The sequence below is a fragment of the Floridaenema aerugineum BLCC-F46 genome, assembly GCF_041929345.1.
In the GTDB taxonomy this organism is placed as follows: Bacteria; Cyanobacteriota; Cyanobacteriia; order Cyanobacteriales; family Aerosakkonemataceae; genus Floridanema; species Floridanema aerugineum.
The window spans coordinates 20,915-44,987 of sequence record NZ_JBHFNQ010000041.1 but is presented as its reverse complement, the minus strand read 5'-3'; the positions used below and the strand labels follow the sequence as shown (position 1 = coordinate 44,987).

The window sequence follows — 24,073 nt, the reverse complement described above, 5'->3', positions numbered from 1 at the left end:
CAGAACCGGAAACCTCACGCGCTGAAGCTTTGCAACGGGTACTGAAGCATCGGGCTAATATTATTAAAGTTAATCCAGCTGATGATAAGTTGTTTGAAGAAGCATTGGGTTGTGCGTTAACTTATATGATGACTGGGGAGGTTTGTGTGCCACCACCGGGTTCTGATGTGGCTTTGCGGTATTTGCGCGATCGTATTAGTGTACCTAGAGATATGTCTATCTATGCTGCTAAACGGTTGAGAGAAGCGTTGGAGGCGACTGCGGCTTTGGTAGGCAATGGTCAAGGTACTCCGATTCCAATTAATCATCGGCGGGATCAAGACCCAGCTAATTTTGGCAAGAAATAATGATTAATTTTAGTTTTCAAAGGAAAGTACGATAATAATCACAACCGGAAATATGAGCGCGTAATGCTCGCTCATCGATAATACTATCAAATTTGATTCTTTCTGGTGTTCGCTCATCTTCTCCAATTCGGAAAACACCGTTTCTTTGCGGTACTAAAACTTCTCCATCTCCCCAAACAGGATAGATTATCCACAACTTATACTGACGTAAAATAATCCAAAAATTAGAGTACCAGGGATTATGAGAACGGTAATGTCCTGTATAAGCTAACCATTCGGGGGGATAGTTAAAAGTCTTAGTTTTGGTGTAGCGATCGCTCACATACCACTGCTCTCCATAAAACACTTCTACTACTTGATTATCCGAGCGTTTAAAAGTTAAAAGAAAAAGCGCAAAATCGGGATGATTAACATAAAAACTATCCCCATAACGCCGTTCTAAAATAATTTGTGTATCCTGGTATTCTAAAATTAAATGTTGATTTTGAGCAAAGAAAGTAAGTTGTTTGTTATCTCCTAAGTAAGTACCCGCATAATCAGTTGCTGTTGAAGCTGCTGCTGTTGCTTGAATAGCCACTCTGCCAAAGACAATACAGCCGAAGCCATCTTCTCTATGGCAATGGCTATCTCTACTGGCTGGTTGAAGAGTGTGGTTGTTTCAAGCATGGAAGCCACTATACCCTATTTTCACTCCTTGAGCTCAAACTCTTGCTACGCTTACTTCCTGTTGGAATTTATATAGGCTCAAATACCACCACTTGCAATACCGCAAGGCTGTTGCGGTGAGCAGTTACATAGCTAGAACTGGATATGATGAGACTATTACCATTCTCGATAAAGTTTTTGAGCATGATACATAATTTCTTCGTTGGGTAATCGAATCATGGCTGGCTGACGAGGGTAAGAAGTTTCGATCGCCCTAGTATCCTGCTCAACAACAGTTGTTACTGCACTCAACATCGAGCGTTGCAACAGTGGCTTAAATATGGGATGTTTAAACTTAGCATAAACCAGCACAAACGTTTTGGTTGTTGTCTCGGTTTCTGGGTAAAGAACATGAACTTGCAAAATCTCTCCCAAAGGAAAAGCAGTCTTAAAAGTAGTCAATGCAGGAAAAGCATATTCTAAAACCCCAGTATAAGTTTTCGGTGCAATTAAGATAACTGGATTACGGCGAATGTCATCCAAAGTAACATCTTCACGTTCGAGTTCCTGCGCTACCTTAGCCCAATATCCTTGTTCTTCAAAAACGGGAATTCGATTAGCTTTGATGCCGAACAACTCCCGATGAGTACCACTTTGATGATTGAAATCATAATTGATCAACAGATTATTCAAAAAAGTTCCTTTGATACTCTTTTCTCCAGCTACACCTAAAAAGGTCATCCCATCACTTACCTTTTCAATTAGATCGGGCACCCCAATTTTGGGATTCATACCAGCATAAGTCCAAATGCAATCACCTTTGACAATCAACTCTAAAGGTGTAGTCAGCGGATGTGCGCCAACTTTACCCGATTGATACAATCGCCCTTGAGCATCAAATTCTAAAGCATGAAATGGACAAGTAATAGTGTTTCGTTCTTTGCAGATCCAACCATTAGATAAAGGAGCTTGCAAGTGTGGACAAATGTTATTCAAAGCAAATACCTGTCGAAGCTGATTTTGCCAAAGGACATAATCTTGTCCATTAAGGGAAATTTTCTGCGGTTTGTTGATGCCTAGCATGGAACGGTGAGCAATCAACCAAGGTGCGCCCGGAAGAATGGTTTCCATACTTTCTCCAAAGGATAAGGTTTGTAGGTTAGAACGGTGCGGTGCAGTGCAAAGTTGTTCCCAACAGGAAACTTGCACTTAAGCAGTTACTCAGCTTGGTCAAGCTGTAGCCTAAAATTGTGACATAACTTTCATATTTGACTTATAAAATACGACGGATTATTCATGTTTGTCAAGGTAGATTTATGGAAAAAATAGCAGCGCGATCGATCCCGATGCGAAGACAACCTCAGCAAAAGCGCAGCCAACAAAGGGTAGAAAAGATTTTACGCGCAGCAGCAGAAGTATTTGCAGAAGTGGGATACGAAGCGGCTACCACGCATCTGATTGCAACGCGGGCACAAACTGCGATCGGATCGCTCTATCAGTTCTTTCCCGATAAACTGGCGATTTTTCATGCCTTGGAAGCTCGTCACATGGAACGGGTAAAGGCAATTAATGCTCAACTATTGCAATACGCCCAGCAACAACGACCATTTGCAGAGTTTATTGACCGAATGGTAGACACCTTTGCAGCTTACTTTCAAGATCCGATTGCCCGTGTGGTTTATATCCAGTACTTTTTAGCCCCAGAGCTATTTAAACTATTCGATGAAACTTTCAATGAGGAGTTGATTCAACAATATGCAGGTTTCTTCCGGCAATGCAATCCAAAATTAGAGGTTCAAAAAAGCGAACGCCTCGCAGAAACGGCTCATCAGTGTTACAACGCCCTACTACTAAACGCTTTACGAGGTGAGGAGAGTAAACGTCAATGGCGTTATGAGGAAATTAAAGCCTTGCTGGTAGCTTACTTGCGATCGCATTTACAGCCAGAATCATCACAATTACAAGTAATGAAAGTAATGATATGTCCGCACTGTCATTCCGAGCGCCTGTCAAAAAATGGACATCGTTACGGTAAGCAGCGCTATTTGTGCAAAGACTGTGGTAGACAGTTTCTCGATCGCAATAATTTGCAACCGTAAGCATCGGGTTTTGGGGTAGTGGAAATATGGCGCGGGTGCTGCTTGACAGCAATACAGCAATATTGTAGGATTTGTTGATTTCAAGGTCATACCAGTTCACCAGGGTTCAGAGCAGAAGTTTGCCAGAATATTCGATTTTTTCATTAGACCATCAGTTCACCGATGTGGATACGGGACGCAGCTAGCTCGTAAGGTAATTAGTTCCGCAAAAGAACAGGGAGCAATTAACATTGAGATAAGTGTTTTGCCTGATAACAAGGCAGCTTTGGCTTTTTGGCAAAGTCTGGGTTTCAGCCTTCATCTATATGCTCTTCAAATGACTGTATAGACAGGTAACATATTCAGTTAAACTAAGGCTCGGTAATTATGGCAAAACCTGTAGTTCTAACCGTCGATGACGATCCAGAGGTTCTACAAGCGGTGTCACGGGACTTGCGACATCAATATGGCGATCGCTTCCGCATTGTGCGAGCAGAATCTGGCATTGCTGCACTTGACGTAGTTCAGCAACTCAAATTGCGAAATGAACCCGTTGCTTTATTTTTGGTCGATCAACGAATGCCGCAAATGGGAGGTGTGGAGTTCATTGAACAGGCAAAAGACGTTTTTCCGGTTGCGAAACGAGTTTTACTGACAGCTTATGCAGACACAGATGCTGCTATACAGTCGATTAATAGCGCCCGCCTGGATTACTATTTGCTTAAGCCTTGGGACCCACCCGAAGAGCGGCTTTATCCAATTTTGGATGATTTACTTGATGACTGGAGTGCAGCATTCCGTCCACCTTTTGAAGGTATTCGCGTTGTGGGTAATCGTTGGTCGCCTTTTTCCCATCAGGTGAAAGACTTCTTGGCACGAAACCAAATTCCCTATCAGTGGTTGGATATTGAACTAGAGCCAGAGGCAGCTAAATTGGTAGAATACGCCGAAGCTGAAGGCAGACAACATCTACCTTTGGTATTATTTCCTGATGGTTCTCAATTAATACAACCTTCTAATTTAGCGATCGCAGAGAAGCTCGGACTGAAAACCCAAGCACAACGCCCTTTTTACGATTTAGCGATCGTCGGTGGTGGGCCTGCGGGATTAGCAGCAGCGGTCTATGGCGCATCTGAAGGATTAAGTACCGTTTTGATTGAGCGAGAAGCACCAGGCGGACAGGCAGGCTCCAGTTCTCGGATTGAGAATTATCTGGGATTTCCTGTAGGCTTGAGTGGTAGCGATTTGGCAAGACGAGCCGTTACCCAGGCACGACGATTTGGGGTAGAGATTCTCACGCCTCAAGAAGTTAAAGGCGTGCGACTGCAAGACTCCTACCGGATTTTGCAACTTGCAGACAATAGCGAGATTAGCTGTCATGCTCTCCTGGTGGCAACGGGCGTTTCCTACCGTTGGCTCAATGTGCCTGGAGCCGATAAGTTGACTGGGGCAGGTGTATATTATGGTGCTGCTATGACCGAAGCGATCGCCTGTAGCAATGAAGATGTTTACTTAGTAGGTGGGGCAAACTCAGCCGGACAGGCAGCGATGTATTTCTCTAAATATGCCAGCAAAGTAATTATGCTGGTGCGTGGGGAGTCGCTGGCTACCAGTATGTCTCAGTATTTGATTGACCAGATTGCCGCAACCCAAAACATTCAAGTTTGCACCTGCTGTAGTGTATTAGAAGTAAAGGGAAACGAACATTTAGAAGCAATTGTAATTTCCCATGGCAAAACTGGAGAAGTTGAAACTGTACCTGCACGATCGCTGTTTATCTTCATCGGTGCCAGTCCCAAAACCGATTGGTTGGATGGCGTAATAGAACGCGATACTCAAGGTTTTATTCTCACTGGGCCTGATTTAATATCTAATGGTAAATTGCCACGCGGCTGGAATTTAGACCGTCCTCCATTTTTACTAGAAGCGAGTGTTCCTGGCATCTTTGCAGCGGGAGATGTGCGATATGGGTCAATTAAGCGAGTGGCTTCTGGTGTGGGCGAAGGTGCGATCGCAGTTCAATTTATTCATCGCTATCTTGCGAAGGTTTAGCTCAAGGAGATTCCCATGCTATGTGTTGAAGATTTGGTAAATTTAGACCCGTTTCAACAACTTCCTCAAACCGATTGGAGTGGGTTTGCGATCGCGCTCAAACTGTTGAACTTCGTACTGGGGAACTCCTGGTACAGGAAGGAGATGTTTCCTGTGACTTGTATATTTTGGTTGCGGGTCAAATGAGCATTACCCGCCGAAGTGAAAATATTGATATTCCTGTTGGTCAACATAACGCACCATCATTCTTTGGTGAAATTCCTGTGCTTACCGATGAACCTGTGCTGGTGACAATGCGGGCGGTAACAGATTCTAAACTCTACAAAATTAAAGCAAACGACTTCCTCAAGCTACTACATGAATGCCGCGATTTTGAGCGAACGGTATTTCGTATCATGCAGCGTCGGACTCGTGGTTTAGAGTCTTTCATTCGCGGACGAGAAAAAATGGCTGCGTTGGGGACGCTTGCTGCCGGATTAGCCCATGAACTCAACAATCCAGCCGCAGCGTTGCTTCGTGCTTTGCGACAAATGCCAAGTGCCGTCCTCGAGCTACAGCGCATGAACTTAGTTTACGGACAACGCCAGGTTGAGGCAGAGCATACTCAGCAATGGTTACAGGAACGCGATCGGGGTTATGATGCGATTCTCAACGAGCGCATAGATCCTGTGAGTTTGAGCGATCGGGAAACCATTCTGCTAGATTGGCTGGAAAACTATGGTGTGAAGCAAGCTTGGAATCTGGCAGAACCTTTAGCGGAAGGCGGTGTTGAGATCGAAACCCTGAATCAGCTTATGGAGCGTTGGCGCAACGATTCCACCGAGTTACGGGAAATGGGTTTACATTGGTTAGCGCTATCTTTTGAAGTGATGTCGATGATTAAACATGGTTTGCGCGGAGCAGAACGAATTTCAGAACTGGTGCAAGCCATGAAATCCTACTCTTATTTAGATCGGGGGATTCAGCAAGAGGTAAATCTGCATCAAGGTTTAGAAGATACGTTGCGGTTGTTTGCTTACAAACTCAAATGTGGTATCCAAGTACAACGCCATTACGATCCACAGATTCCGAAAATTATGGCTTATGGTAGCGAATTGAATCAAGTGTGGACGAACTTAATTGATAATGCGATCGATGCTATGGATGGCAAGGGAGTGTTGGAAATTACAACTGGGCAGCGCGATCGCTTTGTCAAAGTTGACATCACCGATTCTGGCAGCGGCATTCCCCCGGAAATTCAATCGCGCATTTTTGAACCCTTCTTCACCACCAAATCAGTCGGACATGGATCGGGACTAGGTTTAGAAACGACTCGACGGATTGTAGAGAATCGCCATCACGGAACAATTTCCTTTGAATCACAACCAGGCAGAACTTGTTTCACAATCTGCTTACCAGCTTACTGAGCAGTGTTAGAATCAACAGTTCAAAGGTTTAGTTGAGTTGTCGTGTCTTCATCATGGGTTAAATTATTTCTCGATGGACACATCTGGCAGACGACTCCACTCATTCCAAGAACCATCATAGTTCCGCACATTTGGGTAGCCCAGTAAATGCTTCAAAACAAACCAAGTGTAAGCCGATCGCCCACCAATAGCACAATAAGGAAACACCTCTTTTTCAGGAGTAATACCTTTGCTAGTGTAAAGTGCCTGTAACTCTTCCAATGACTTGAAAGTTCCATCTTCATTTAGTGTTAAAGTATGTTCTATGTGAACAGCGCCAGGAATATGTCCGGCTTTTTCTGTGCCTAGTGGTGGCTTCATCAGGAAGTGTTCACCTTGGTATTCTGGCAAAGTACGCACATCTAAGAGTACTTGATCGGGGCGATCGATCGCTGCATACACCTCATCAGAGAATACCCGCAAACTAGCATCCAGGGGCTTTGCTCGATAATCGACTGGTGAGAAAGTTGATAACTCTGCGGTTACTGGAAGACCTTGGGCAATCCACTTTTGATGTCCACCATTTAAAACTCGAACATCTGAATGCCCAAATAATTTCAATAACCAGAAAATCCAAGCTCCAGTTCCAGGATAACTGCCATAAGCAACAACAGTTGTTTCGTTGGTAATGCCGGAGTGGGAGAGCAACTTTTCAATGGCAGTTGCATCAAGATTGATTCGTAAGTCTGGCAGAAGTAAGTCGGTGAGGATATTCCAGAAAACTGCACCCGGAATATGAGCATTGTGGTAGCGTTCTGGACTCATCTCAACTTCGACAATTCGCAAGTTAGGATCGTTGAGGCGATCGGCAAGCCATTGAGTATCAACTACAATTTCTGAATTAGCATTATTTATCATAGAATTCCCCTAAATTGTTGTAGATTTGTTCTCGTTTTTCGCAGATGAAAGAATGTTTCCTACCCGATGTACTAGTGTTGAAGACGCAGAAAATAGGGAAAATCCGAGTAAGGGATGGAAAAAAGCTAAGGGAAAAGGCAAAGGAAGTTGTGCATGAATGGTGAAAAATTGCAATGCTAATAAAATGGGTAGGCTCAAGGTGAGCATTCGGACTCGTTTAGGAAATGAAACCAAATAAACCCATACCAGTAGAACTAGGGATAGTCCGCTGTAGCTTCGCACAAGCCAGACGTGAGTATTCCACCAACCAGAATTACCAAAATAAGCCAGTCCCACAGTTAACACTTGGGCAACTAGACAAAGATTGAACAGAACAGCAATAATATAAAAGCCGATGATTGTTGGTGATAAGGAAGATTGGGAGTTTTCTGTAGTGGGATTGACGTGAGCATCAAGCGAGTTGGCAGAAGAATCCATAAATTTGCTCAAGCCTCAAGTTGATTTGCAACACTAAAGTCAGATTAAACTAGCTACCTCTGTCTGAATAGACCTCGATCGAGTACACTTAGCTCTAGAGCCGTTGGTCAGCTTTCATGAAAACCATGATGGAAAGTCCTTTGCAGCCATTATTTACAGCGATCGCTCAAGCACAGGATGAAGACGAGATTAGAGAGTCGATTATGGCAGCACTAGGCGAGTATTTTGAGGCTAACCGCTGGAAATTGAGTTTTCTAGACCAGCTTCCTACTATTAATGAAAATACACCAAGAATGCTGAAACTAGCTTTGTCGCTAGACTACAATCCAGTATTGCGTTACTTAGTGCAGCGCCATGCGGCTGTGCATGAGGGAATTATTTTGCCGAATGGAGTTTGGCAGACAATTTGCCCTCGCGCCGATCATGGGCACGTTATGGTAGGTCCGATCGTCACTCACGGTCAACTGGTGGGTGGGATTGCCTTTACTCGCCATCGAGATGAACCCGCCTTTAATACAGATAATCTAGCGGATTTGAGTGCGCTATGTCTGCACCTTTCGACGCGACTTGCTCAAATACGTTCAAAACCACTAACTTTTGAACACAATGCTGTTAACGTAGACTCTCCTAAAAAGAATCCCCTCACTCCAAGAGAAATAGAAATTACCGAACTAGTTGCACAAGGACTGACGAATGCTCAAATTGGCACTAAATTATGGATTACGGAACATTCGGTTAAGCAAGCATTGAAGCGGATGTTTCGCAAGCTGGGAGTGGTATCCCGTGCCCAATTGGTAGCCAGAATTGCCGAATTAGATATTGCAGTGATGCGTTAGTACATGGCTTACCTTCTAACTTTATTAATATTTTTATCTCCTGTGTAATCAAATTGAACAAACAGTTTGTCTAGATTAAATGTAATCTAGACAAACTGCTTTAATTTATGGGTTCTAGTCTGAAGCTAAAAGCATGACAGCATCAGCATGAGCTAACACCACATCAGGATTGCGTTGCAAAGCTGCGTCATACTTATAAGCAAAATCATTTCCCCATTCGTTTGGTGTAAGCAAAGTCCGAACCTCATCAATAAGAGTAGCGATCGCTTCCTTTGTTACAGGCTCATCAGCATGAAGCAAATCATCAATTTGTACAATCAGTTGGGAAAGTTGATGTAACCAGGCAAATTGTTCATGATTAATCACTAGTTGTAGTAGTTCGCCAGTAGAAACATTTCCCCGCATTTGTTCGTAAGTAATACGTTCTGTGTTTAACAATGACTTGTGCAAGCGCAGCAATTTAATTCGTAAATCGCTTAAAAGTTGATGCTGATTAATCCGATTTTGAAGTGTGTTTTGCATAAATTTGTCCCATCTTTCCATTTTGGTAATCTTCGATCGCCTGCATAATTTGAGCTTTGGTGTTCATTACAAATGGCCCATAGCGCACTACAGGTTCATTCAACGGTACTCCGCCAATTAGCAGGAAATCGAGCGGTTGTTGAGCATTAGCAAGGTTAGCAATGACAACCTCATCCCCATCAGCAGCAAAAATCACCATTTGTCCATCATGACCACGTTCCTGTTCGGTGCCAAACAAACCAGTACCATCGAGCAGATATGCAAAAGCGTTGTATTCTTTCGGTACTCTTTGGACGATCGATGCACCCGGTTGTAACGTGAAGTGTAGGTAAATAATTGGTGTGCGGGTTTCAATGGTTGCCTTTGCACCTAACGCTTCAGAAGCAATGACTCGCACCGTTACAGACCCATCTTCTGTATGAACTACAGGAATTTGAGCCGCCTTAATTTCTTGATAACGAGGCGCAATCATCTTATCCCGTTGCGGCAGGTTAACCCAGAGTTGAATCCCATGTAGCCGTCCACCTGTGCGAGTAAATTCTGCTTGGGGCATTTCCGAATGCACCACCCCTGCACCTGCGGTCATCCACTGCACATCACCCGGATTTAAAACTCCCGTATGTCCAACAGAATCTTTGTGTTCTAACCGTCCATCTAATACATAGCTAACGGTTTCAAATCCCCGATGGGGATGATCTGGTGCGCCTTTTGCCTGACCTGGTTTTAGGTTAACTGGGCCTAATTCATCAAGGAGGAGAAAAGGGTCAAACTCGGAGAAACTGCTTTTAGGAAAGGGACGACGTACCAAAAAACCTGCCCCTTCTAAAGTTTCCACACTATTAATAATTCCGGCAACCGATCGCAGCGTTTGAGTGGTAACGGTCATAGTATCGCCTCCTGGGAATCAGATAATTTATCTCACTTGTCTTATATCTGATTAATCATATATTAGCATAGTAGTATATAAAACTGTTCAGTAGGGCTTGTATCCCTAAATTAGTTCGGTAAACCGTCTATGTCTTTGACTTACGTGATTCTCGGTCTACTCCAGCAACAGGAACGGACTGGCTACGATCTGAAAACACAGTGCTTTGATGATTGCATTGCCCATCTGTGGCAAGCAGATCAGGCACAGATTTATCGCACATTGGATAAGTTAGAAGCACAAGGCTGGATTACCTGTAGGGTGGAAATTCAGCACGATCGTCCGAATCGCAAGGTCTACCAGATTACAGAAACAGGCTCCAAAGCATTAAATCAGTGGTTGAGAACCCATCAGCCTCTACCGATTTTGCGAGAGCCTTTGTTAGTACAACTTTACTTCGCCGCTCAATTACCAAATGAAGCAATTATTAGTTTATTGGAGCAAGAGTTAGAAGCGAGGTACCAGAAACTAGCCGAGTGTGAGGCTCACGATCTTCCTGCTTTGGATAATTTGGAAGCATCTCGCGAACAGAAAATGCAGCGGTTGGTATTAGAGTTAGTCAAGCAGCGGGAACAGACTTATCTTAATTGGCTCCATGAGGCGATCGCAACACTCCAAAACCAATCCGAATCAATTTCTGAATCTGAATAGATGCTCAAACTTGTCGCTCCTAAAAGATTAGAAATCACTCGCCGCAGTTTTAAAACATTGGGGTTACTTTAAGCTTACAGTTTGATATCATGTCCGGTCTTTCCAAAAGAGTTAAGGTGAGAATACGGCAACCTTCAAACCAACGGATAATTTAAATCGATCTGCATTGCCAGCAGGTAGTTCAATTACCAAGTCAACAGGAACGGGCGATTTGTATACAGGGCAACGCTGATTAAGACAAGGGGGAACAGATTGTGCGATCGCAACTACCTTACCTTGACGCACAAACACAATGTCGAGAGGTTCACGGACATTTTTCATCCACAACGACACGACTCTTGGCGGTTGAACGGGGAACAGCATACCCGAACCATTAAGCTGATTTCGATACATTAAACCTCGTGCTTGCTCTTCGGGAGTCCGGGCAATCTCTAGCGGAATCTGACGACGATCCACTACCAAGTAAGCAATTGGCTTTTGAGTTCTATGAGTCGATCGCTTTTGCAGGGTGGTAATAATTTGCACAAGAGAACCCACCAGCAAAAAACAGCCGATAGAAACTCCAACCAAGTCAATAAATTTATTAATCCGATTCTTACTATGCGGCATGGCTAATCAAGATTTTTAGAAATAGAAATTGGCTGACCCCAAAATGTTTGGATAGGAGGAGCATATTTAGAACTATCAGGACTACTCGATGGTTCGCAAAAGTATTTAGATTGATTCTGAATTGCAATAATTCGGTCAGGATCTATTGAATAGAGTGAATGAATTGTCTGAGCAGCTTCTATTAAATCAGAACCACTTATTTCAAGGGTGATAACATTGTCTTCATCAGCGATTCTTGCTAGTTTTTTTTGACGTTTCTCTGCTAAAGCTTTCTGGAAAATTTTGTTGACTGCTCTTTCAACTACTGCTTCTAATTCGCCGCCACTAAAATTTACTGTGGAATTATTTAGCAGTGTTCGCCACTCACTTTCAGTTAATGGCCCATCTTTTTGAGCATAGCGAGAATCATATCTGGAAGCGTGCAACTGGATGATTTCTTTGCGTTCGATAGCTTGAGGTAAACCCACATAAAATTTCCGATCGAACCTCCCTGCACGAGTTAATTCGGGTGGTAGAGATTTGAGGCGGTTGAGCGTAGCAATGACATAAGTTTTGCTTTTTTTCTCTTGCAACCAAGTTAGTAACGTACCGAGAATTTGCCTATTAGCAATGTCTTCTCCAGAATGGTTGGAAGCGGCAAATAATTTGTCAAATTCGTCAAATCCTATGACACAAGGTTCGAGTGCTTCCACTCGGAGCAGCATTTCTTTGAGGAACTTTAAACCACCTGCTACTATGGTTCCCACATCTAGCATGACCAGTGGAAAAGAAAGCAGGACAGCACAAGCTTTAAGTGCCCTACTTTTACCAGTCCCCGGTGGACCTACTAGCAAGCATCCTTTAGGAAAGGGAAGATTACTTGCACGAGCTTCTGGAGAGTACTTGTTTTTAACTTCGATAAATGCTTTTTTGAGCAAATCCAACCCCCCAAAACTGTTGATTTCCGGTTTGGGTATGAACTCTAAATTGAGACTGCGAAGTAGATTGATTTTATATTGCATTAAAAACAAAAGAGCATCTTCATCCTTAGTACTGCAACGCTTCAAACCTAAGCGAAGTCCGGTTTTTATTTCCTCTTCAGTTAATCCAGAAGCAGCCAAAGTTAAGCTGTTTAAGTCTATAGTGTTTTTATCTACATTAAATTCATCTAATACTTCATTAGCTATTAAAAGAATTTGTTTCTGATTTGGGAGTGGCTTCCATACTTCGGGAATGAGGTTGATTAGATGTGAAGGTAAATCCACACCCATTGTCGATAGTAGAATCAGGTATTTCGGTGACTGACTTAAGCGCCAATTATTAAAAATAGTTCTAAGATTATCATTAATTTTCAAAGCATTTTCGCGTGATAAAGAGTCAGCTTGAGGCGAAACATTGATAAAAAACTGTAAATTTTCTATCACAAAAATACCGGGTTCCTGGCAGTGAAGCAGAAAGTTAACAACATCGATTAAGCACTCATTAGCTGGTTTAAACTTATCCCAGATTTTTTGAATTGACCCGGCGCTATAAATTTGAAAGACTTCTTGCCCGTAATTCCAGACATATACTGGTAAGTTCCTGGTGACGGCTAACTTTTCATTAATCCATTTCAAGGTATTTGGCTGTTCTATAGCAGAGCATTGAATAGAAACCACTTTAACAGTTTCTATTAATAAATCTAGGTCTAGCCAATTCATAACGTTTTCCTCAGCAATTTTTCCTTCATAACTATCTATTAGCAAAATTATTCAAAAATTAATACCTATCTTGAGTAAGAACAGTAATTGCTTTATGGCATAAGTATTTATCTAGCTTTATTACTTTATCAAACCAAGGGATTGAAGACTTATTAGATATGCTTTAACTTCGCTCTCTGCCTGTCATTGTTAATTTTGGATATTGCCATAAAAATTAAGCTATTACGCCTAAAGGCAGAGAAGCTATCTAGCCAAAGACATCATCGTTTTATGCCAAAATATGCAAAACATCTATTTCAATTAACACAAAAAAAACTCTAGAATTTTCCTGTCAATAGAAAGATGAGAATAAGTTTAAAAGTGAGATATTAAATAATAAGTAATTCAGCGAAACAGCAGTTTAAATAATTACTGTTTTCCTATTTGGATATGTAAAAGGAAAAACCAAAGTTTATGAATTCTCAATTTGCTCGTTATCGGCTACGTTCATGCCAAGTGGACAAGAAAAGTTTTTTGGCACGGATACCTATTAGCGCACTAATGTCAGTAACAACAGTTTTACTTTTGATTGACATGGTGATGGATGGCAGTGTTACCAGTTTCCTTGCTTTTGCCCTTGGCGTTATCGGAACGGCATCGATAATATGGCCTCGTGAAATCAACAAATTCCTTAAAGAGTTTTGGCATTGGCAGCGTCGCCATAAAATTAACATTTTGCCTTTAGTTTGCACAGTGATAATAACACTGTGGTGGCTAGATATTACCACTGTTCCTGCTCACGCTCAGTTTTTTATTCAAACTGAAAATTGGTTACGTAGTGCTTTTCCAATTAACGGTGGAACTGGGGGTGCTGGAGCAGGTGGAACAGATATTTATAGCATCGTCTTCAACACCTTACGAGCAATTTTTGTTTTGTATTTAGCGGTTGCTTTAGTCAGAGTAATTGCAGCAGCCAGAAATGACGAAGATTGGCAGTCTTTAGCCAGAACTCCCCTAATTATTTTGGTCACAGTAACTTTAGGAGATATCTTAGCTGGACTAATTACTGGTGGTGCAGCTGGTGGTCCTAATGCTGCTCCTTAATCTTCGTTTTAGTTAACTTGAGCTTGGGTAAAAATCGATGCCCGAATTAAATCCCAAAAAATTTCGAGTCGTTAACCCTACTTTGGGAAAGGCTCCCAAAGTAGGGCCATTCCCAGCCGATCAGATATTTCCTTGGGCAGGAATTTGTTTGACAAGTTACTGGGTTTGCAAACTTATTTTAGGTCTCTCTTGGTTGTGGACTGGGGTGATTGCTGGCTGGGGAATCTCTACTTGGTGGGTACTGACAGGGAGTAAAGCTTGGAAATTCTTGTCAAAATTTATTTCCACTCCCTTTTGGGTTAGAGGATTTGGACAGTATCGCAGAATGCTAAAACCTGAGCCAAATCGACAATTCAAAAAAGTTAACAAATATCGACGATAGAAGGTGAAAGATTGTGTTTGAGTTGAAGAAAAAAGTTAGAAAAAAGACACAACAACCCAAGGTAAAAAGCCAGGTAAAAATTGGCAAGCGCTGGATAAATGATGGAGAAGCCAAGGTTAGAGCCACGCCCTTTGAAGATGAATGCCATTTAGCTTCAATGGTGCAAATTGAACTGAGAGGTAGAAAGATAGGTGCTTACCTCCTCAAAAAAGGTGAAAACAGCTTCATGCTTCAGTTCGGCTTTGAATGCCAAGGGATTCATACTACTTTAAGAAGTGAACAAATTGACCCAATTTTTGATGCCATTGAAGCCAGTTTAAAAGACTTACCGGAGAACGAACGGTTGACCATCAACTTAGGTTCTTTTACGTCAGATGCAGCCAGACAAAAAGAATTGAAAAACTTGTGTCAAAATGCGCCGAATACAGAACTGCAATATTTGCTCTTATGTGAACGCAAGCGGGTACAGGAATTAACAGAGATGGGCATTCGCAAGCCAAAGTTCTTACGATTATATGGCACTTATACCGTTGAGCCAGATACAGAGGGAACAACGGATTTGATTGAGAAAGCTTTAGCCAAACTTGAACGATCGTGGAAGCAATTTACAGGTGAATTACAGCAGTTGCAATACATCCGAGTTGAGAAGTTAATTTATTCATCTTTTACGGATGGATTTCAAATCTGGGAACAATTGCTGGCTAACAAAATGGGATTAGATGTTCGCCCATTAACTGCTGTTGAATTATGGACAAATTTGTGGCAGAGGTTTAACAATACACCAACAATTCCCATCCCCCAGTTGTTGGTGCTAGATGAAGATGGCTTGCGAGAAGACGTTTATTCGGAAGTTCACCCAGTCACTTTATTAATGGAATCGCCTTCGAGTATACCTGTTGCAGACCGACGCTGGGTAAACGTTAACAGTAAATATATTGGGGTTCTAACTTTTGTTGATAAGCCAGGAGGTTGGGTCAGCAAAGAACAACAGTTGAGATACTTTTGGGACAACGTGATGCGCCGGGAGGATCTCTACGACAGTGAGATTTTCTGCCAGATGATGCGGGCTAACGACACTTTGGTGAAGACGAATATGCAGCGGATCACCAAGCAATCAACTGTATCGGCACAGTTGGCGAAAGAACAGAACTCGGTTGATGTTGGTTCGTTGCTCAAAGTAGAAGATGCGATCGCAGCCCAAGCCGAATTATATCGAGGTGCTGTCACTATCCACACCGCCGTTGCTTTTCTAGTCTACCGCGATAGTCGCAGCAAGCTGGATGACGACTGCCGCCATATTCAGTCACTATTTTTGCGCCCAGCTTGGGTGCTACGAGAAACCGAATACCCCTGGAAACTATGGCTGCAAACATTACCTATCTGCTGGGACAGGCTACTAACAACTCCTTTTAACCGCCGCCTGCCTTACCTGAGCAGCGAAGCTCCTGGTTTTATGGCTCTAGTTCGCACCCGTTCTGGTGACAATTGTGGCTTTGAGTTGATTGCAGAGGAAGGAGGTACGCCAGTATTCCTCAATTTATTCACGCAACACAAAAATCTGGGGCTATTCGGTACGACTCGCAGCGGTAAGTCTGTCACGGCAGCAGGAATTCTGACCCATGCCCTAAGTCAGGGGATGCCTGTTGTTGCTCTCGATTACCCCAAACCAGATGGAACTAGCACTTTTACCGATTACACCCACTTCCTGGGGCAAGATGGTGCTTATTTCGACATTGGTAAGGAAAGCTCTAATTTATTCGAGTTACCAGATCTGAGTACTCTCGAACCGAAGCTTCAGCAAGAGCGATTTGAAGACTATAAAGAGTTTCTCGCTTCTGCTTTGATGGCAATGGTTGTGGGAACCAAGCGTGGTGAAGGTGCTAGAGAGCAAGCTTTATCTGACACCATTCGCTCAATTTTGGCACTGGCTTTGGAAGAGTTTTTTGGTGATTGGCAAATTCGCGATCGCTATGCCAAAGCATTTATCAACGGCTTTGGTTCTTCCGAATGGCAAGACACGCCAACGTTATCCGACTTCTTAAATTATTGCTCGTCGGAGCGGTTGCAACTAGATGCGATCGCTGGCGACATTCAAACCGCTCTGCCATTAATTAAATTGCGGTTGCGATTTTGGATGTCATCGCGAGTCGGTAAAGCGATTTCTTACCCTTCAACTTTTCGCAGCGATGCCAGATTGTTAGTTTTTGCTCTGCGAAATCTTTCCAACGATGAAGATGCAGCTATCCTTTCCCTATCAGCTTATTCAGCTGCTTTAAGGAGAGCTTTGGGGGCTCCTGCCTCCATATTCTTCATCGATGAAAGCCCAATTTTATTTGAATACGATAGCATCGCCGCTCTGGTAGGAGTGAAAGTTATTCAGATTTAAGCGAAAAAATGGCTCAGGCAATGGATTTAGCAAGACTTGGTTACACTGTAGACACTCTAGAAAATATGCTTGACACAGATGGTGAGTTTAAAGTAAAAGAAGCATTTCAAACTGTTCCCGAATGTAAAAAGCAAGTTGCAAATATTCTGTTTAGAACCAGTTGTTACTGTAAGTATAGTGGTTTAACAACAGATAAATACTGCCTTGTCGGTTCAATGGTACCATCTAAAGCTAACGAAGATACAAAAATGATGATTTATCCCATAAAAAATAAATCTCATATTCCAATGCTGGAGAGAATTTTTGATCCTCAATCTTGCTAACCATTAAGTAGAACAATCAAGTTTAGTGACTAAAAAAATATGTTTCAAGAAAACTCCTCTAACAATCTTAATGTTACGTTAACAGAAGCAGCTAAAAGCGGCTTGGAAGCTCTTGCACAACAATACGGTGAAACTGTCTCTGGCCTAGTTCAAAAAATCGGGCTTGGGGCTATTAATTTTAACAAGCTTGGGGAAATCAGTAATAGGCAACGTCTACTAAAGTTTAATATTTCTCAAACAAACTATAACCCAAAATCTCATTCTTGGACATGGGTGGTTATGGGTAACAAATACGGAGGTAAAGGAACTCTTAGAGACTGCATTGATGAAATTTCTGATTACATAGATGTTGCTCAAGATTTAAGAGAGTTAAATTTTTATTCGATGGAAGATCTTTTTATAGAGTGCGTCAGGAATGGAAAAGCAGAAGGTTATGATTGGAAAATTTACTGCTCAAGCAAATAAAGCAAATAGTTAGAGTAAATATTTACTTATAAAATGGAAGATTATAAGTAAGTATTTCATTTATTACGGCAAAGAGCAGGTTCTATTTGTGTGCGAAGTCCTTCGTTAGATTCCCAAGCCTTCGCTCGTCTTAAAACTAAATTTTGACCATCTGAACCAATCCCTATTGAGTTTAAGCTAGTAGCTAGTAATAATGCACCCGAATTTCTTTCTGTTATAGATAAAAAAGATACTTTGCCCTCTTTTCTTGCTTTTTCTGCTTGATCGATAGTCGCCAATGTATCAAGTAATCCTTTATTGTTAATACGCAGGGGTAATTTTTCACCCTCATAAATTTGTACTCCACATATCTGAACTGATGGTGCTGAACAACCACTAAGTATCATCAAAGTTGTAGTTGTAATTGAAAAAGCAAATCTTTTTTTGTGATTCATATAAATTTTTTGTGAAATTTTACAAAATTTATTAACTATAAAGTAGTATAACGTCATAAATGTATTATGTCAATTAGCTATTTTTAAGGCTATCTAAGCATGGATTTGTTGGTATTTTAGGTGATCAAAATATCGCCCAACTCTGTTGCATGATCCGATGAATTTCGTGTCACAGTTAGGGATTATCTGGAGAAAAACGACCCAGATAATGTTCCCGAAAAAGTAACCGCTCATCGCAGCAAAGCCTCAGCACAGGAAGCACACGAAGCAATTCGATCGACTGACATCGATCGCACTCTTCAACTGGCTTCTGGGGAAATGTCAGAGGAAGAGGCACAAGCCAGTTTGAATTTATTTATCGACAGTTTGAATCACTTTGGTGGATGCGTACAGCACATATTAGTGCGAAACTGGGGGATGACTAACAATTGGAAAATTGTCGATGAAAGTAGTGAATTAGAACCTTTCTGCAAATCCCCCAAGGACAAGATTGAAGAGGAGATTGCCATAGATAAGGGAAAGGGCATTCAGCTGGTAGATAGTCACGGTTTACCAATTAAAAAAGCAATTCAAATTGATTTTCCCGCCCTTTCTTCACAAGAGGGAAAGCGTTTAGCTAGAGAGGAAGTAAAGTTTGCACAAGCGATACTGCGACCTTCACAAGATGGTGTGACAAAGGAAGGAAAAAAAGCTTGGCCGCTCTGGGAGCGACAACGGATAATCAATTTCCTTAAAAAAGCCTCTGCGGTGTTGGATAACACTGGATTGTTTTGAGGCTTTCCTAATAGATAAGGAATTTTCAGAGCCGTTAGCTGGCGCGATGGTTATCGAAAACCAGGAGTAAAAGGCACAGTTTTTCAAAGAGTAATTACCGGAGATTGTATGACTAATACTTCAACAGAATCTACTAATTCACAGCAAATACTATTGGATAGATTGCTCGAAGGTAGAGACTCTAATTTTAAGAGCAAAGTTTTGGATTATATTCAGCTAACTGAGTTAAGCCCGGACGATCCAGCAATTATCATGGCTATTCTGACAGGAAATTTGGCTTTCATGTTAGAAGATGCTCCTGCATCATTCGAGCATCTCTTTAGAGAGTGGTCAGGTGAAATCCAACGGGCTTTGCATTTGGCTGAAAAGCTAGTGGTGGAGCGCCAAAAAGCTGCGATCGCAGATGCTGCGAAGGAATTAGTTCGCTCTACTGAATCCTCTCAAGCGACAAAGTTGTTCTCAGCTATTATCCCAGCTGCTGGTGTGCTGCTTGGTGCAATAGGTCTGGGATTTTTCATGGGGCTGACGGTTCCCCCATTTTTGGGAGGTGGGTTGGCAGGCAAAGTAAACCTAACACAGAAGGAAGCCAACACCCTCCGGTGGGCGCTCTCAGATGAAGGCAAGTTCGCTCGAAACCTCATGGACTGGAATCGAGACTACCTCAAGCAACAAGCTTGCGAATCGGATGCTCAAGCATTGGGTGCCAAACTCAAATTCGGCTCTAGGACTGCCCTAAGTGGTTACTGTTTTTTGTGGATCGAACCACCTGAGAAACGGAAATATAGCCAATAACCACTGATGTGACTTTTCCCAGAAGTTGGACAAGGTAGCCAACTTCTCCATCCAAAATTTGTAGAAGAACAATGACCAAAAGCGATCGCACTTTTTACTTTAACAAGTGGGATAAAGATAATTACTTATAATTACTGAAATTAGTTAAATAATCATTAAAAATTTCTCTAAAGTAATTTTTTTAATTCTGGCAAAATAGATGAAAACACTGATAACTTTAGGGACTTTAATTAAGCTTTAAGTTAACTAATATTTGTTTCAGTAGTCTCCTTGAACTTTTCAAAAAATATCCACTTTTCTATCTTTAGACTGAATGGAATTGCTCATATTTCAGGAAAAAATATGAATTAAAGCACAGGCTGCCAAAAACATTAGACAAAAATGTTGAAATTTTGTTAACGAGGTTTAGCCTGTGTTTGATTCTTATTTTTCCTAAAAAATTGTGAAATTATGCTATCTCAAACAGACAGTTTATTGGCGGAAACTACAACTAATAATCGCGTTCAACTCACAACTTGGAAGTGGAAAGATTTCTCAGCGAATGCTTACCAATTATCAGATGGTTCTTATGTCATGACGTATAGACAAATGGCATTAAAAGTCAACCAGGATAAAAACAGCGCTAAAAATTTTGTTGAAAAAGCTAACTTGCCCAGTATGGAAGTAAAAATAAATAATTTTCTTTGGGCAAATGCTGTCCCTTTGACTACTGTTTTAGCTTACTGGAAATACTTATGTAAATTAGGAGTTGAAAAACAAATGGCTTCTCTTGGTTGTCAGGCTATTGAAGAATTCTTAGCAGAACAAGAACGAAAAGCACTTGACTTGGAATCTTCAAAACCTTCTCAAACGTTAAAGACTGTGTACGAAGTGAGTATTTTGCCAAACAGAGCATCACTGAAAGTTTTACTTCTGAGCGATCGAGAGGGCAAAGATGAATATCGGATTGAGCTAGAGTCGGCTTTAAGATCGATAGGAGTATTTCCTGATTGGCTAGATAAATTAAGGCCAAAAACTCGGATGCAATTGAGCGAAAAAGGTTTTAGTGGTGTACAGCAAACTCATTATATTACCAGGAGTGAAAAAGGGAACCAAATTCATGAAGAAGATTCTGAAATAATAGTACATAGTAAGACAATTGAACTGAGTGACTATTTGGTGATTTGCCAGCATTTCGCCGAACGGAGATCTAGCGTTGCGATCGCTTGTCTGGCAGCACTTGCTAGCGAACCATTGGACAAGCGAATTGCTAAATTGTCACTAAATAACCTCAATCTAGCTGTTGAAGTTTCACAGACAGCTTTACTAATTAACAAAGGAGAAAAAGAACCAGAAGTAATCTATCAATTAAACCAAATTTTACAATTGGTTATTGATAGTATCCCCCAATGTATATTTTGGAAAAACCGCGATTCAGTTTATTTAGGATGCAACCGAAACTTTGCCTTGGTAGCTGGAGTAGAAACTCCAAAAGATATTGTAGGAAAAACCGATTATGACCTACCTTGGAAAAAAGAAGAATCCGATTGGTTCAGAGAATGCGATGCTCGTGTAATGGAAACAAATACTCCAGAATATTATATTATTGAGCCTCAACTGCAAGCAAATGGTAAACAGTCTTGCGTTAGCACAAACAAGATTCCTTTGCACGATTCAAAAGGAAATGTTATTGGTATTCTGGGTATCTACTCTGAAATTACAGGGTACAAGCGGGTAGAAGAGATTTTGCAACAATTACAAGTAGAAGTTAAACAACTTCTCTATAAGGCAGAAGAACAAATTAATCGTGGTTTACCACAATCAGGAGGTTAGATCGTTAGATTAAGTTCATCTTTGAGAGTGCTATTGCTGCCAAATTTTTTTGTGTTCCCTTCTCTGGCAAGGCAGATTCCGCACCCTAAATTGCAAAGGTTTTTCAGCGAAGCTAACTTTTGGATAGCCAGCACTACTTTCCCGCGCTCTGTCTAATTAAGCTGAGTCTAACCGATATATCCCTGGACGGACTTGAGCTAATGAACCCATACATGGCACAGTCTGGCTTTCTTTTGAGAGAATAAGAGCGTTGACATTCCTTACAAGGAATATTATCGTAGAGAGGTAGGACATGGTGTGGACTTGGGAGTTGTATCAGGATGCGAGTGGGGAAGTCCCCAAGGAGCTACTGGCTTTCTTCATCAGAATGATGCCTACTGATGAACTACCAAGCAGTGCGCCGTCGCCTGTGCTGACCCTAGCGGAAACTAAACGGCTCCAAGTCAATCTTGGATACCTGTGTTCTAAGGGTTTAGCGTCCCTAACGAGTGACATCTTCGAGAAGTTGGAGGATGACCTGTACGAGTTCCGCATGACGAAAAGCGAACATAACCCCCGGTTCATCCTGACTCCTGTAACTCCCCAACGATTTGTCGTGCTGCACGCTTTTATGAAGAAATACGATGGTGCAATCAAAGATAAAGACAAAGAACCAGCAAGACAAAGATTACGCGAATTAAAGACGCGAGAAAGCTAATGAAAAAGCAGTACAACTTTCAAAACTGGCTTCAAACCAAGGTAAGTGATGACCCAGAGGTAGTTTTAGCGGGGAAGCTAGAGTATCTGCGGCTTTACCTGACTGATGCGATGCGGGAGTTACGCACCAAAGCCGGACTAACTCAAGCACAGTTAGCAGAAAAGTTGGGAGTGCAACAAGCAGCAGTGTCTAAACTAGAGTCTGCGTTGAAAGATCACGAGTTAGAGTCGGTGCTGAACTATTTACATAAATTGGATGCGGATTTACTGGTGGCTGTCAAGCAGGGAAATGAATTTTATCAAGTCAGCGATAATTCTGGGATACTGTTGGTAGACTTGCCTGTTGAAGTTCAAGAACTAGCAACTTCAAAAGGGATGAGTCTGCGGGAGTATGTTCAGGCAGCGATCGAGCACTTCTCATCCAAGGGTAGAACGGTTAGAGAATCAGTGACAGCTTTTTTGGAAAGTGATGATGTGGTTGCTGTGCAGGTGTTGGAGAGGCTGGCAGCTAAATCGCCTGTGGAAATTGCGATCGAGTTGGAAAAATGCCTTAGTATTTCCGATGAAGAAGAGCGGACTTTTGCTATTAAAAATGCTTTAGCGGGAGGGATTAGAACTGGTGATAATAACCGGGATGCTAGTGATGAAGATGATGAAATTGAATTACTCGATTTAGCTGAAAGCCTACTAGAGAAATTAGCGAAAGTTTTGGAAGATTCTGTTAATAATATTTCCAATAGTGGTTAAGCCTAAGCTAGAAAAAAGAGATAAAAATCAGGTTGATAAATGAGGAGATCGAGAAAGGTGAAGTAAAATTGATTATTGATGAAGGTAAGCGAATAGCTATTTTTCAGGCGATTAAGAGAGTTAGAAAGGAAATCATTTGGAAACCGGGAAAAGCGAATTCTCATTTAGCCAAAAGGATTTGTTTAGGTCATTTGTCAGATGAGGCTACCCTTGAACAATATAATGCGATCGCCACTTCTGTAGTTAGCAGTACTGATGCCAATGTTTATCTTTATGTTTATAGAGAAACGATTTATCCGACACTGATAGCTAATGTAGAGAATAAAATATGGTTAGTGATGATTGGCTTGGATGGAGTTTTAGAAACTGCCTTTCCTCCCAATGACCCCGAAAACTATCTAGCTAATTCAGCGTTTGTCTATTTGGGTTTAGTTAAGGAGTTAGAGATATGAATCCTCTGTTAAAAAACTATTGCGTGAGTGTTGAGTTTCCTGATGTTAGTGGTGCAGAACATTTGGAAATGTTGCAAATTCGCGATCGACTGGCAGAAATTGAATCTCAACTCACTGATGAAGAAAAAACTTTACTGACAAAAGCCGATCGCCAATTAGTTGACAATGCTAACGCTTTTTATCAGGAATTATCGCACTTTGTCAATTTAATAGAGAGACGAAAAGCCGAAATTATTTCTCCTCAACGCTGGTGGTGGTATTTAGATGCGATCCAGTTTGTGAAGGGATTTTTGGCAAGTGATTATCCAGCCGCCGTGTGGGTGCGAGAAAGTCATAGTCCTCTAGCCGTCAGAGTGCAACAGCGACTAGAAACTGAGGGATTGCCTCAGATTGCTGCATATTTAGAACAATGTTTGAGTATCAGCCATGAAAACAGGATCGATGCTGCACAAAATATTTTGGTTGGTAGTCTAGCTGTTGCTGATAATAATCGAGATGTAAGTGACAATAATGACGCGATTGAGTTATTGGATTTAGCTGAAAGCCTTTTAGAAAAATTGGCAGAAATTATCCAAAATCATAGATGAAACAATTTAATTTATA

At 41.7% G+C, this 24,073-nt stretch carries 27 protein-coding genes and 1 pseudogene; 19 read left to right on the top strand and 9 right to left on the bottom strand.

Annotation, left to right across the window (positions count from 1 at the left end; genetic code table 11):
• Positions 1 to 347 (top strand): annotated as a pseudogene (locus ACE1CC_RS04825) (glutathione S-transferase); the annotation flags it as partial.
• 16 nt (positions 348 to 363) lie between these two features.
• Here the strand turns inward: ACE1CC_RS04825 and ACE1CC_RS04820 are convergent.
• The gene (locus tag ACE1CC_RS04820) at positions 364 to 924 is read right to left on the bottom strand and encodes a hypothetical protein (RefSeq protein ID WP_413269335.1); all 561 of its coding nucleotides are present in this window, start codon (positions 922 to 924) and stop codon (positions 364 to 366) included.
• A gap of 245 nt (positions 925 to 1,169) precedes the next feature.
• On the bottom strand, positions 1,170 to 2,123 hold the full coding sequence (locus tag ACE1CC_RS04815; RefSeq protein ID WP_459563801.1) for a Rieske 2Fe-2S domain-containing protein: 954 nt from the start codon (positions 2,121 to 2,123) through the stop codon (positions 1,170 to 1,172).
• Positions 2,124 to 2,308: 185 nt separating this feature from the next.
• Here ACE1CC_RS04815 and ACE1CC_RS04810 point away from each other — a divergent pair, with 185 nt between their 5' ends.
• From ACE1CC_RS04810 to ACE1CC_RS04795, 4 genes are all read left to right on the top strand, one after another.
• Complete coding sequence (locus ACE1CC_RS04810) at positions 2,309 to 3,091, top strand: IS1/IS1595 family N-terminal zinc-binding domain-containing protein (RefSeq protein WP_413269333.1); 783 nt, start codon at positions 2,309 to 2,311, stop codon at positions 3,089 to 3,091.
• A gap of 61 nt (positions 3,092 to 3,152) precedes the next feature.
• On the top strand, positions 3,153 to 3,419 hold the full coding sequence (locus ACE1CC_RS04805; protein WP_413269336.1) for a GNAT family N-acetyltransferase: 267 nt from the start codon (positions 3,153 to 3,155) through the stop codon (positions 3,417 to 3,419).
• 38 nt (positions 3,420 to 3,457) lie between these two features.
• On the top strand, positions 3,458 to 5,122 hold the full coding sequence (locus tag ACE1CC_RS04800) for an FAD-dependent oxidoreductase (RefSeq protein ID WP_413269332.1): 1,665 nt from the start codon (positions 3,458 to 3,460) through the stop codon (positions 5,120 to 5,122).
• Between the two features lie 74 nt (positions 5,123 to 5,196).
• Positions 5,197 to 6,528 carry an ATP-binding protein gene (locus tag ACE1CC_RS04795; RefSeq protein WP_413269331.1) on the top strand — a complete coding sequence of 444 codons (1,332 nt, stop codon included), beginning with the start codon at positions 5,197 to 5,199 and terminating at the stop codon, positions 6,526 to 6,528.
• Between the two features lie 63 nt (positions 6,529 to 6,591).
• Here the strand turns inward: ACE1CC_RS04795 and ACE1CC_RS04790 are convergent, their stop codons facing one another.
• Both ACE1CC_RS04790 and ACE1CC_RS04785 read right to left on the bottom strand, forming a co-directional pair.
• Positions 6,592 to 7,425, bottom strand: coding sequence for a sulfurtransferase (locus tag ACE1CC_RS04790; protein WP_413269330.1), 834 nt, complete (start codon positions 7,423 to 7,425; stop codon positions 6,592 to 6,594).
• Positions 7,426 to 7,434: 9 nt separating this feature from the next.
• Positions 7,435 to 7,902, bottom strand: coding sequence for a DUF6220 domain-containing protein (locus tag ACE1CC_RS04785; RefSeq protein WP_413269329.1), 468 nt, complete (start codon positions 7,900 to 7,902; stop codon positions 7,435 to 7,437).
• A gap of 128 nt (positions 7,903 to 8,030) precedes the next feature.
• On the opposite strand from ACE1CC_RS04785, the gene ACE1CC_RS04780 reads away from it, so the two are divergent.
• Positions 8,031 to 8,738, top strand: a complete 708-nt coding sequence (locus tag ACE1CC_RS04780) for a helix-turn-helix transcriptional regulator (RefSeq protein ID WP_459563800.1) — start codon at positions 8,031 to 8,033, stop codon at positions 8,736 to 8,738.
• Between the two features lie 114 nt (positions 8,739 to 8,852).
• Here the strand turns inward: ACE1CC_RS04780 and ACE1CC_RS04775 are convergent, their stop codons facing one another.
• Positions 8,853 to 9,260 carry a hypothetical protein gene (locus ACE1CC_RS04775; RefSeq protein ID WP_413269327.1) on the bottom strand — a complete coding sequence of 136 codons (408 nt, stop codon included), beginning with the start codon at positions 9,258 to 9,260 and terminating at the stop codon, positions 8,853 to 8,855.
• A complete protein-coding gene (locus ACE1CC_RS04770) occupies positions 9,232 to 10,146 on the bottom strand; it encodes a pirin family protein (protein WP_413269326.1) in 915 nt (304 codons plus the stop codon). Before ACE1CC_RS04770 ends, ACE1CC_RS04775 begins: the two co-directional genes overlap by 29 nt.
• Before the next feature lie 129 nt (positions 10,147 to 10,275).
• On the opposite strand from ACE1CC_RS04770, the gene ACE1CC_RS04765 reads away from it, so the two are divergent.
• A complete protein-coding gene (locus ACE1CC_RS04765) occupies positions 10,276 to 10,836 on the top strand; it encodes a PadR family transcriptional regulator (protein ID WP_413269325.1) in 561 nt (186 codons plus the stop codon).
• Between the two features lie 111 nt (positions 10,837 to 10,947).
• Here ACE1CC_RS04765 and ACE1CC_RS04760 read toward each other — a convergent pair whose 3' ends face one another.
• Complete coding sequence (locus tag ACE1CC_RS04760) at positions 10,948 to 11,445, bottom strand: DUF192 domain-containing protein (protein ID WP_413269324.1); 498 nt, start codon at positions 11,443 to 11,445, stop codon at positions 10,948 to 10,950.
• A 2-nt stretch (positions 11,446 to 11,447) separates the two neighbouring features.
• Positions 11,448 to 13,124: an AAA family ATPase gene (locus ACE1CC_RS04755; RefSeq protein ID WP_413269323.1), complete on the bottom strand. Its 1,677-nt coding sequence runs from the start codon at positions 13,122 to 13,124 to the stop codon at positions 11,448 to 11,450.
• A 453-nt stretch (positions 13,125 to 13,577) separates the two neighbouring features.
• On the opposite strand from ACE1CC_RS04755, the gene ACE1CC_RS04750 reads away from it, so the two are divergent.
• From ACE1CC_RS04750 to ACE1CC_RS04730, 5 genes are read left to right on the top strand one after another with little or no spacing between them, the layout of a single operon-like run.
• The gene (locus ACE1CC_RS04750; protein ID WP_413269322.1) at positions 13,578 to 14,207 is read left to right on the top strand and encodes a hypothetical protein; all 630 of its coding nucleotides are present in this window, start codon (positions 13,578 to 13,580) and stop codon (positions 14,205 to 14,207) included.
• 37 nt (positions 14,208 to 14,244) lie between these two features.
• A complete protein-coding gene (locus tag ACE1CC_RS04745; protein WP_413269321.1) occupies positions 14,245 to 14,589 on the top strand; it encodes a hypothetical protein in 345 nt (114 codons plus the stop codon).
• Positions 14,590 to 14,611: 22 nt separating this feature from the next.
• A complete protein-coding gene (locus ACE1CC_RS04740; protein WP_459563799.1) occupies positions 14,612 to 16,975 on the top strand; it encodes a hypothetical protein in 2,364 nt (787 codons plus the stop codon).
• A gap of 8 nt (positions 16,976 to 16,983) precedes the next feature.
• Entirely contained in the window at positions 16,984 to 17,298 is a 315-nt protein-coding gene (locus tag ACE1CC_RS04735; protein ID WP_413269319.1) for a hypothetical protein, read from the top strand.
• 39 nt (positions 17,299 to 17,337) lie between these two features.
• Positions 17,338 to 17,763 (top strand): hypothetical protein, encoded by a 426-nt coding sequence (locus ACE1CC_RS04730; protein WP_413269318.1) that lies wholly within the window; start codon positions 17,338 to 17,340, stop codon positions 17,761 to 17,763.
• A 56-nt stretch (positions 17,764 to 17,819) separates the two neighbouring features.
• Here ACE1CC_RS04730 and ACE1CC_RS04725 read toward each other — a convergent pair whose 3' ends face one another.
• The gene (locus ACE1CC_RS04725; RefSeq protein WP_413269317.1) at positions 17,820 to 18,254 is read right to left on the bottom strand and encodes a hypothetical protein; all 435 of its coding nucleotides are present in this window, start codon (positions 18,252 to 18,254) and stop codon (positions 17,820 to 17,822) included.
• 261 nt (positions 18,255 to 18,515) lie between these two features.
• On the opposite strand from ACE1CC_RS04725, the gene ACE1CC_RS04720 reads away from it, so the two are divergent.
• The 7 genes from ACE1CC_RS04720 (at position 18,516) to ACE1CC_RS04690 (ending at position 24,057) form a co-directional block, all read left to right on the top strand.
• Positions 18,516 to 18,971: a hypothetical protein gene (locus tag ACE1CC_RS04720; RefSeq protein ID WP_413269316.1), complete on the top strand. Its 456-nt coding sequence runs from the start codon at positions 18,516 to 18,518 to the stop codon at positions 18,969 to 18,971.
• Positions 18,972 to 19,079: 108 nt separating this feature from the next.
• A complete protein-coding gene (locus ACE1CC_RS04715) occupies positions 19,080 to 19,763 on the top strand; it encodes a DUF6753 family protein (protein WP_413269315.1) in 684 nt (227 codons plus the stop codon).
• 450 nt (positions 19,764 to 20,213) lie between these two features.
• Positions 20,214 to 21,575 carry a PAS domain-containing protein gene (locus ACE1CC_RS04710; protein WP_413269314.1) on the top strand — a complete coding sequence of 454 codons (1,362 nt, stop codon included), beginning with the start codon at positions 20,214 to 20,216 and terminating at the stop codon, positions 21,573 to 21,575.
• Positions 21,576 to 21,867: 292 nt separating this feature from the next.
• On the top strand, positions 21,868 to 22,272 hold the full coding sequence (locus ACE1CC_RS04705) for a type II toxin-antitoxin system RelE/ParE family toxin (protein WP_413269313.1): 405 nt from the start codon (positions 21,868 to 21,870) through the stop codon (positions 22,270 to 22,272).
• Positions 22,272 to 23,018: a helix-turn-helix domain-containing protein gene (locus ACE1CC_RS04700; protein WP_413269312.1), complete on the top strand. Its 747-nt coding sequence runs from the start codon at positions 22,272 to 22,274 to the stop codon at positions 23,016 to 23,018. The genes ACE1CC_RS04705 and ACE1CC_RS04700 overlap by 1 nt, the downstream gene beginning before the upstream one ends.
• Positions 23,019 to 23,086: 68 nt before the next feature.
• A complete protein-coding gene (locus ACE1CC_RS04695; RefSeq protein ID WP_413269311.1) occupies positions 23,087 to 23,470 on the top strand; it encodes a hypothetical protein in 384 nt (127 codons plus the stop codon).
• Entirely contained in the window at positions 23,467 to 24,057 is a 591-nt protein-coding gene (locus ACE1CC_RS04690) for a hypothetical protein (RefSeq protein WP_413269310.1), read from the top strand. Before ACE1CC_RS04695 ends, ACE1CC_RS04690 begins: the two co-directional genes overlap by 4 nt.
• Positions 24,058 to 24,073: the final 16 nt, after the last annotated feature.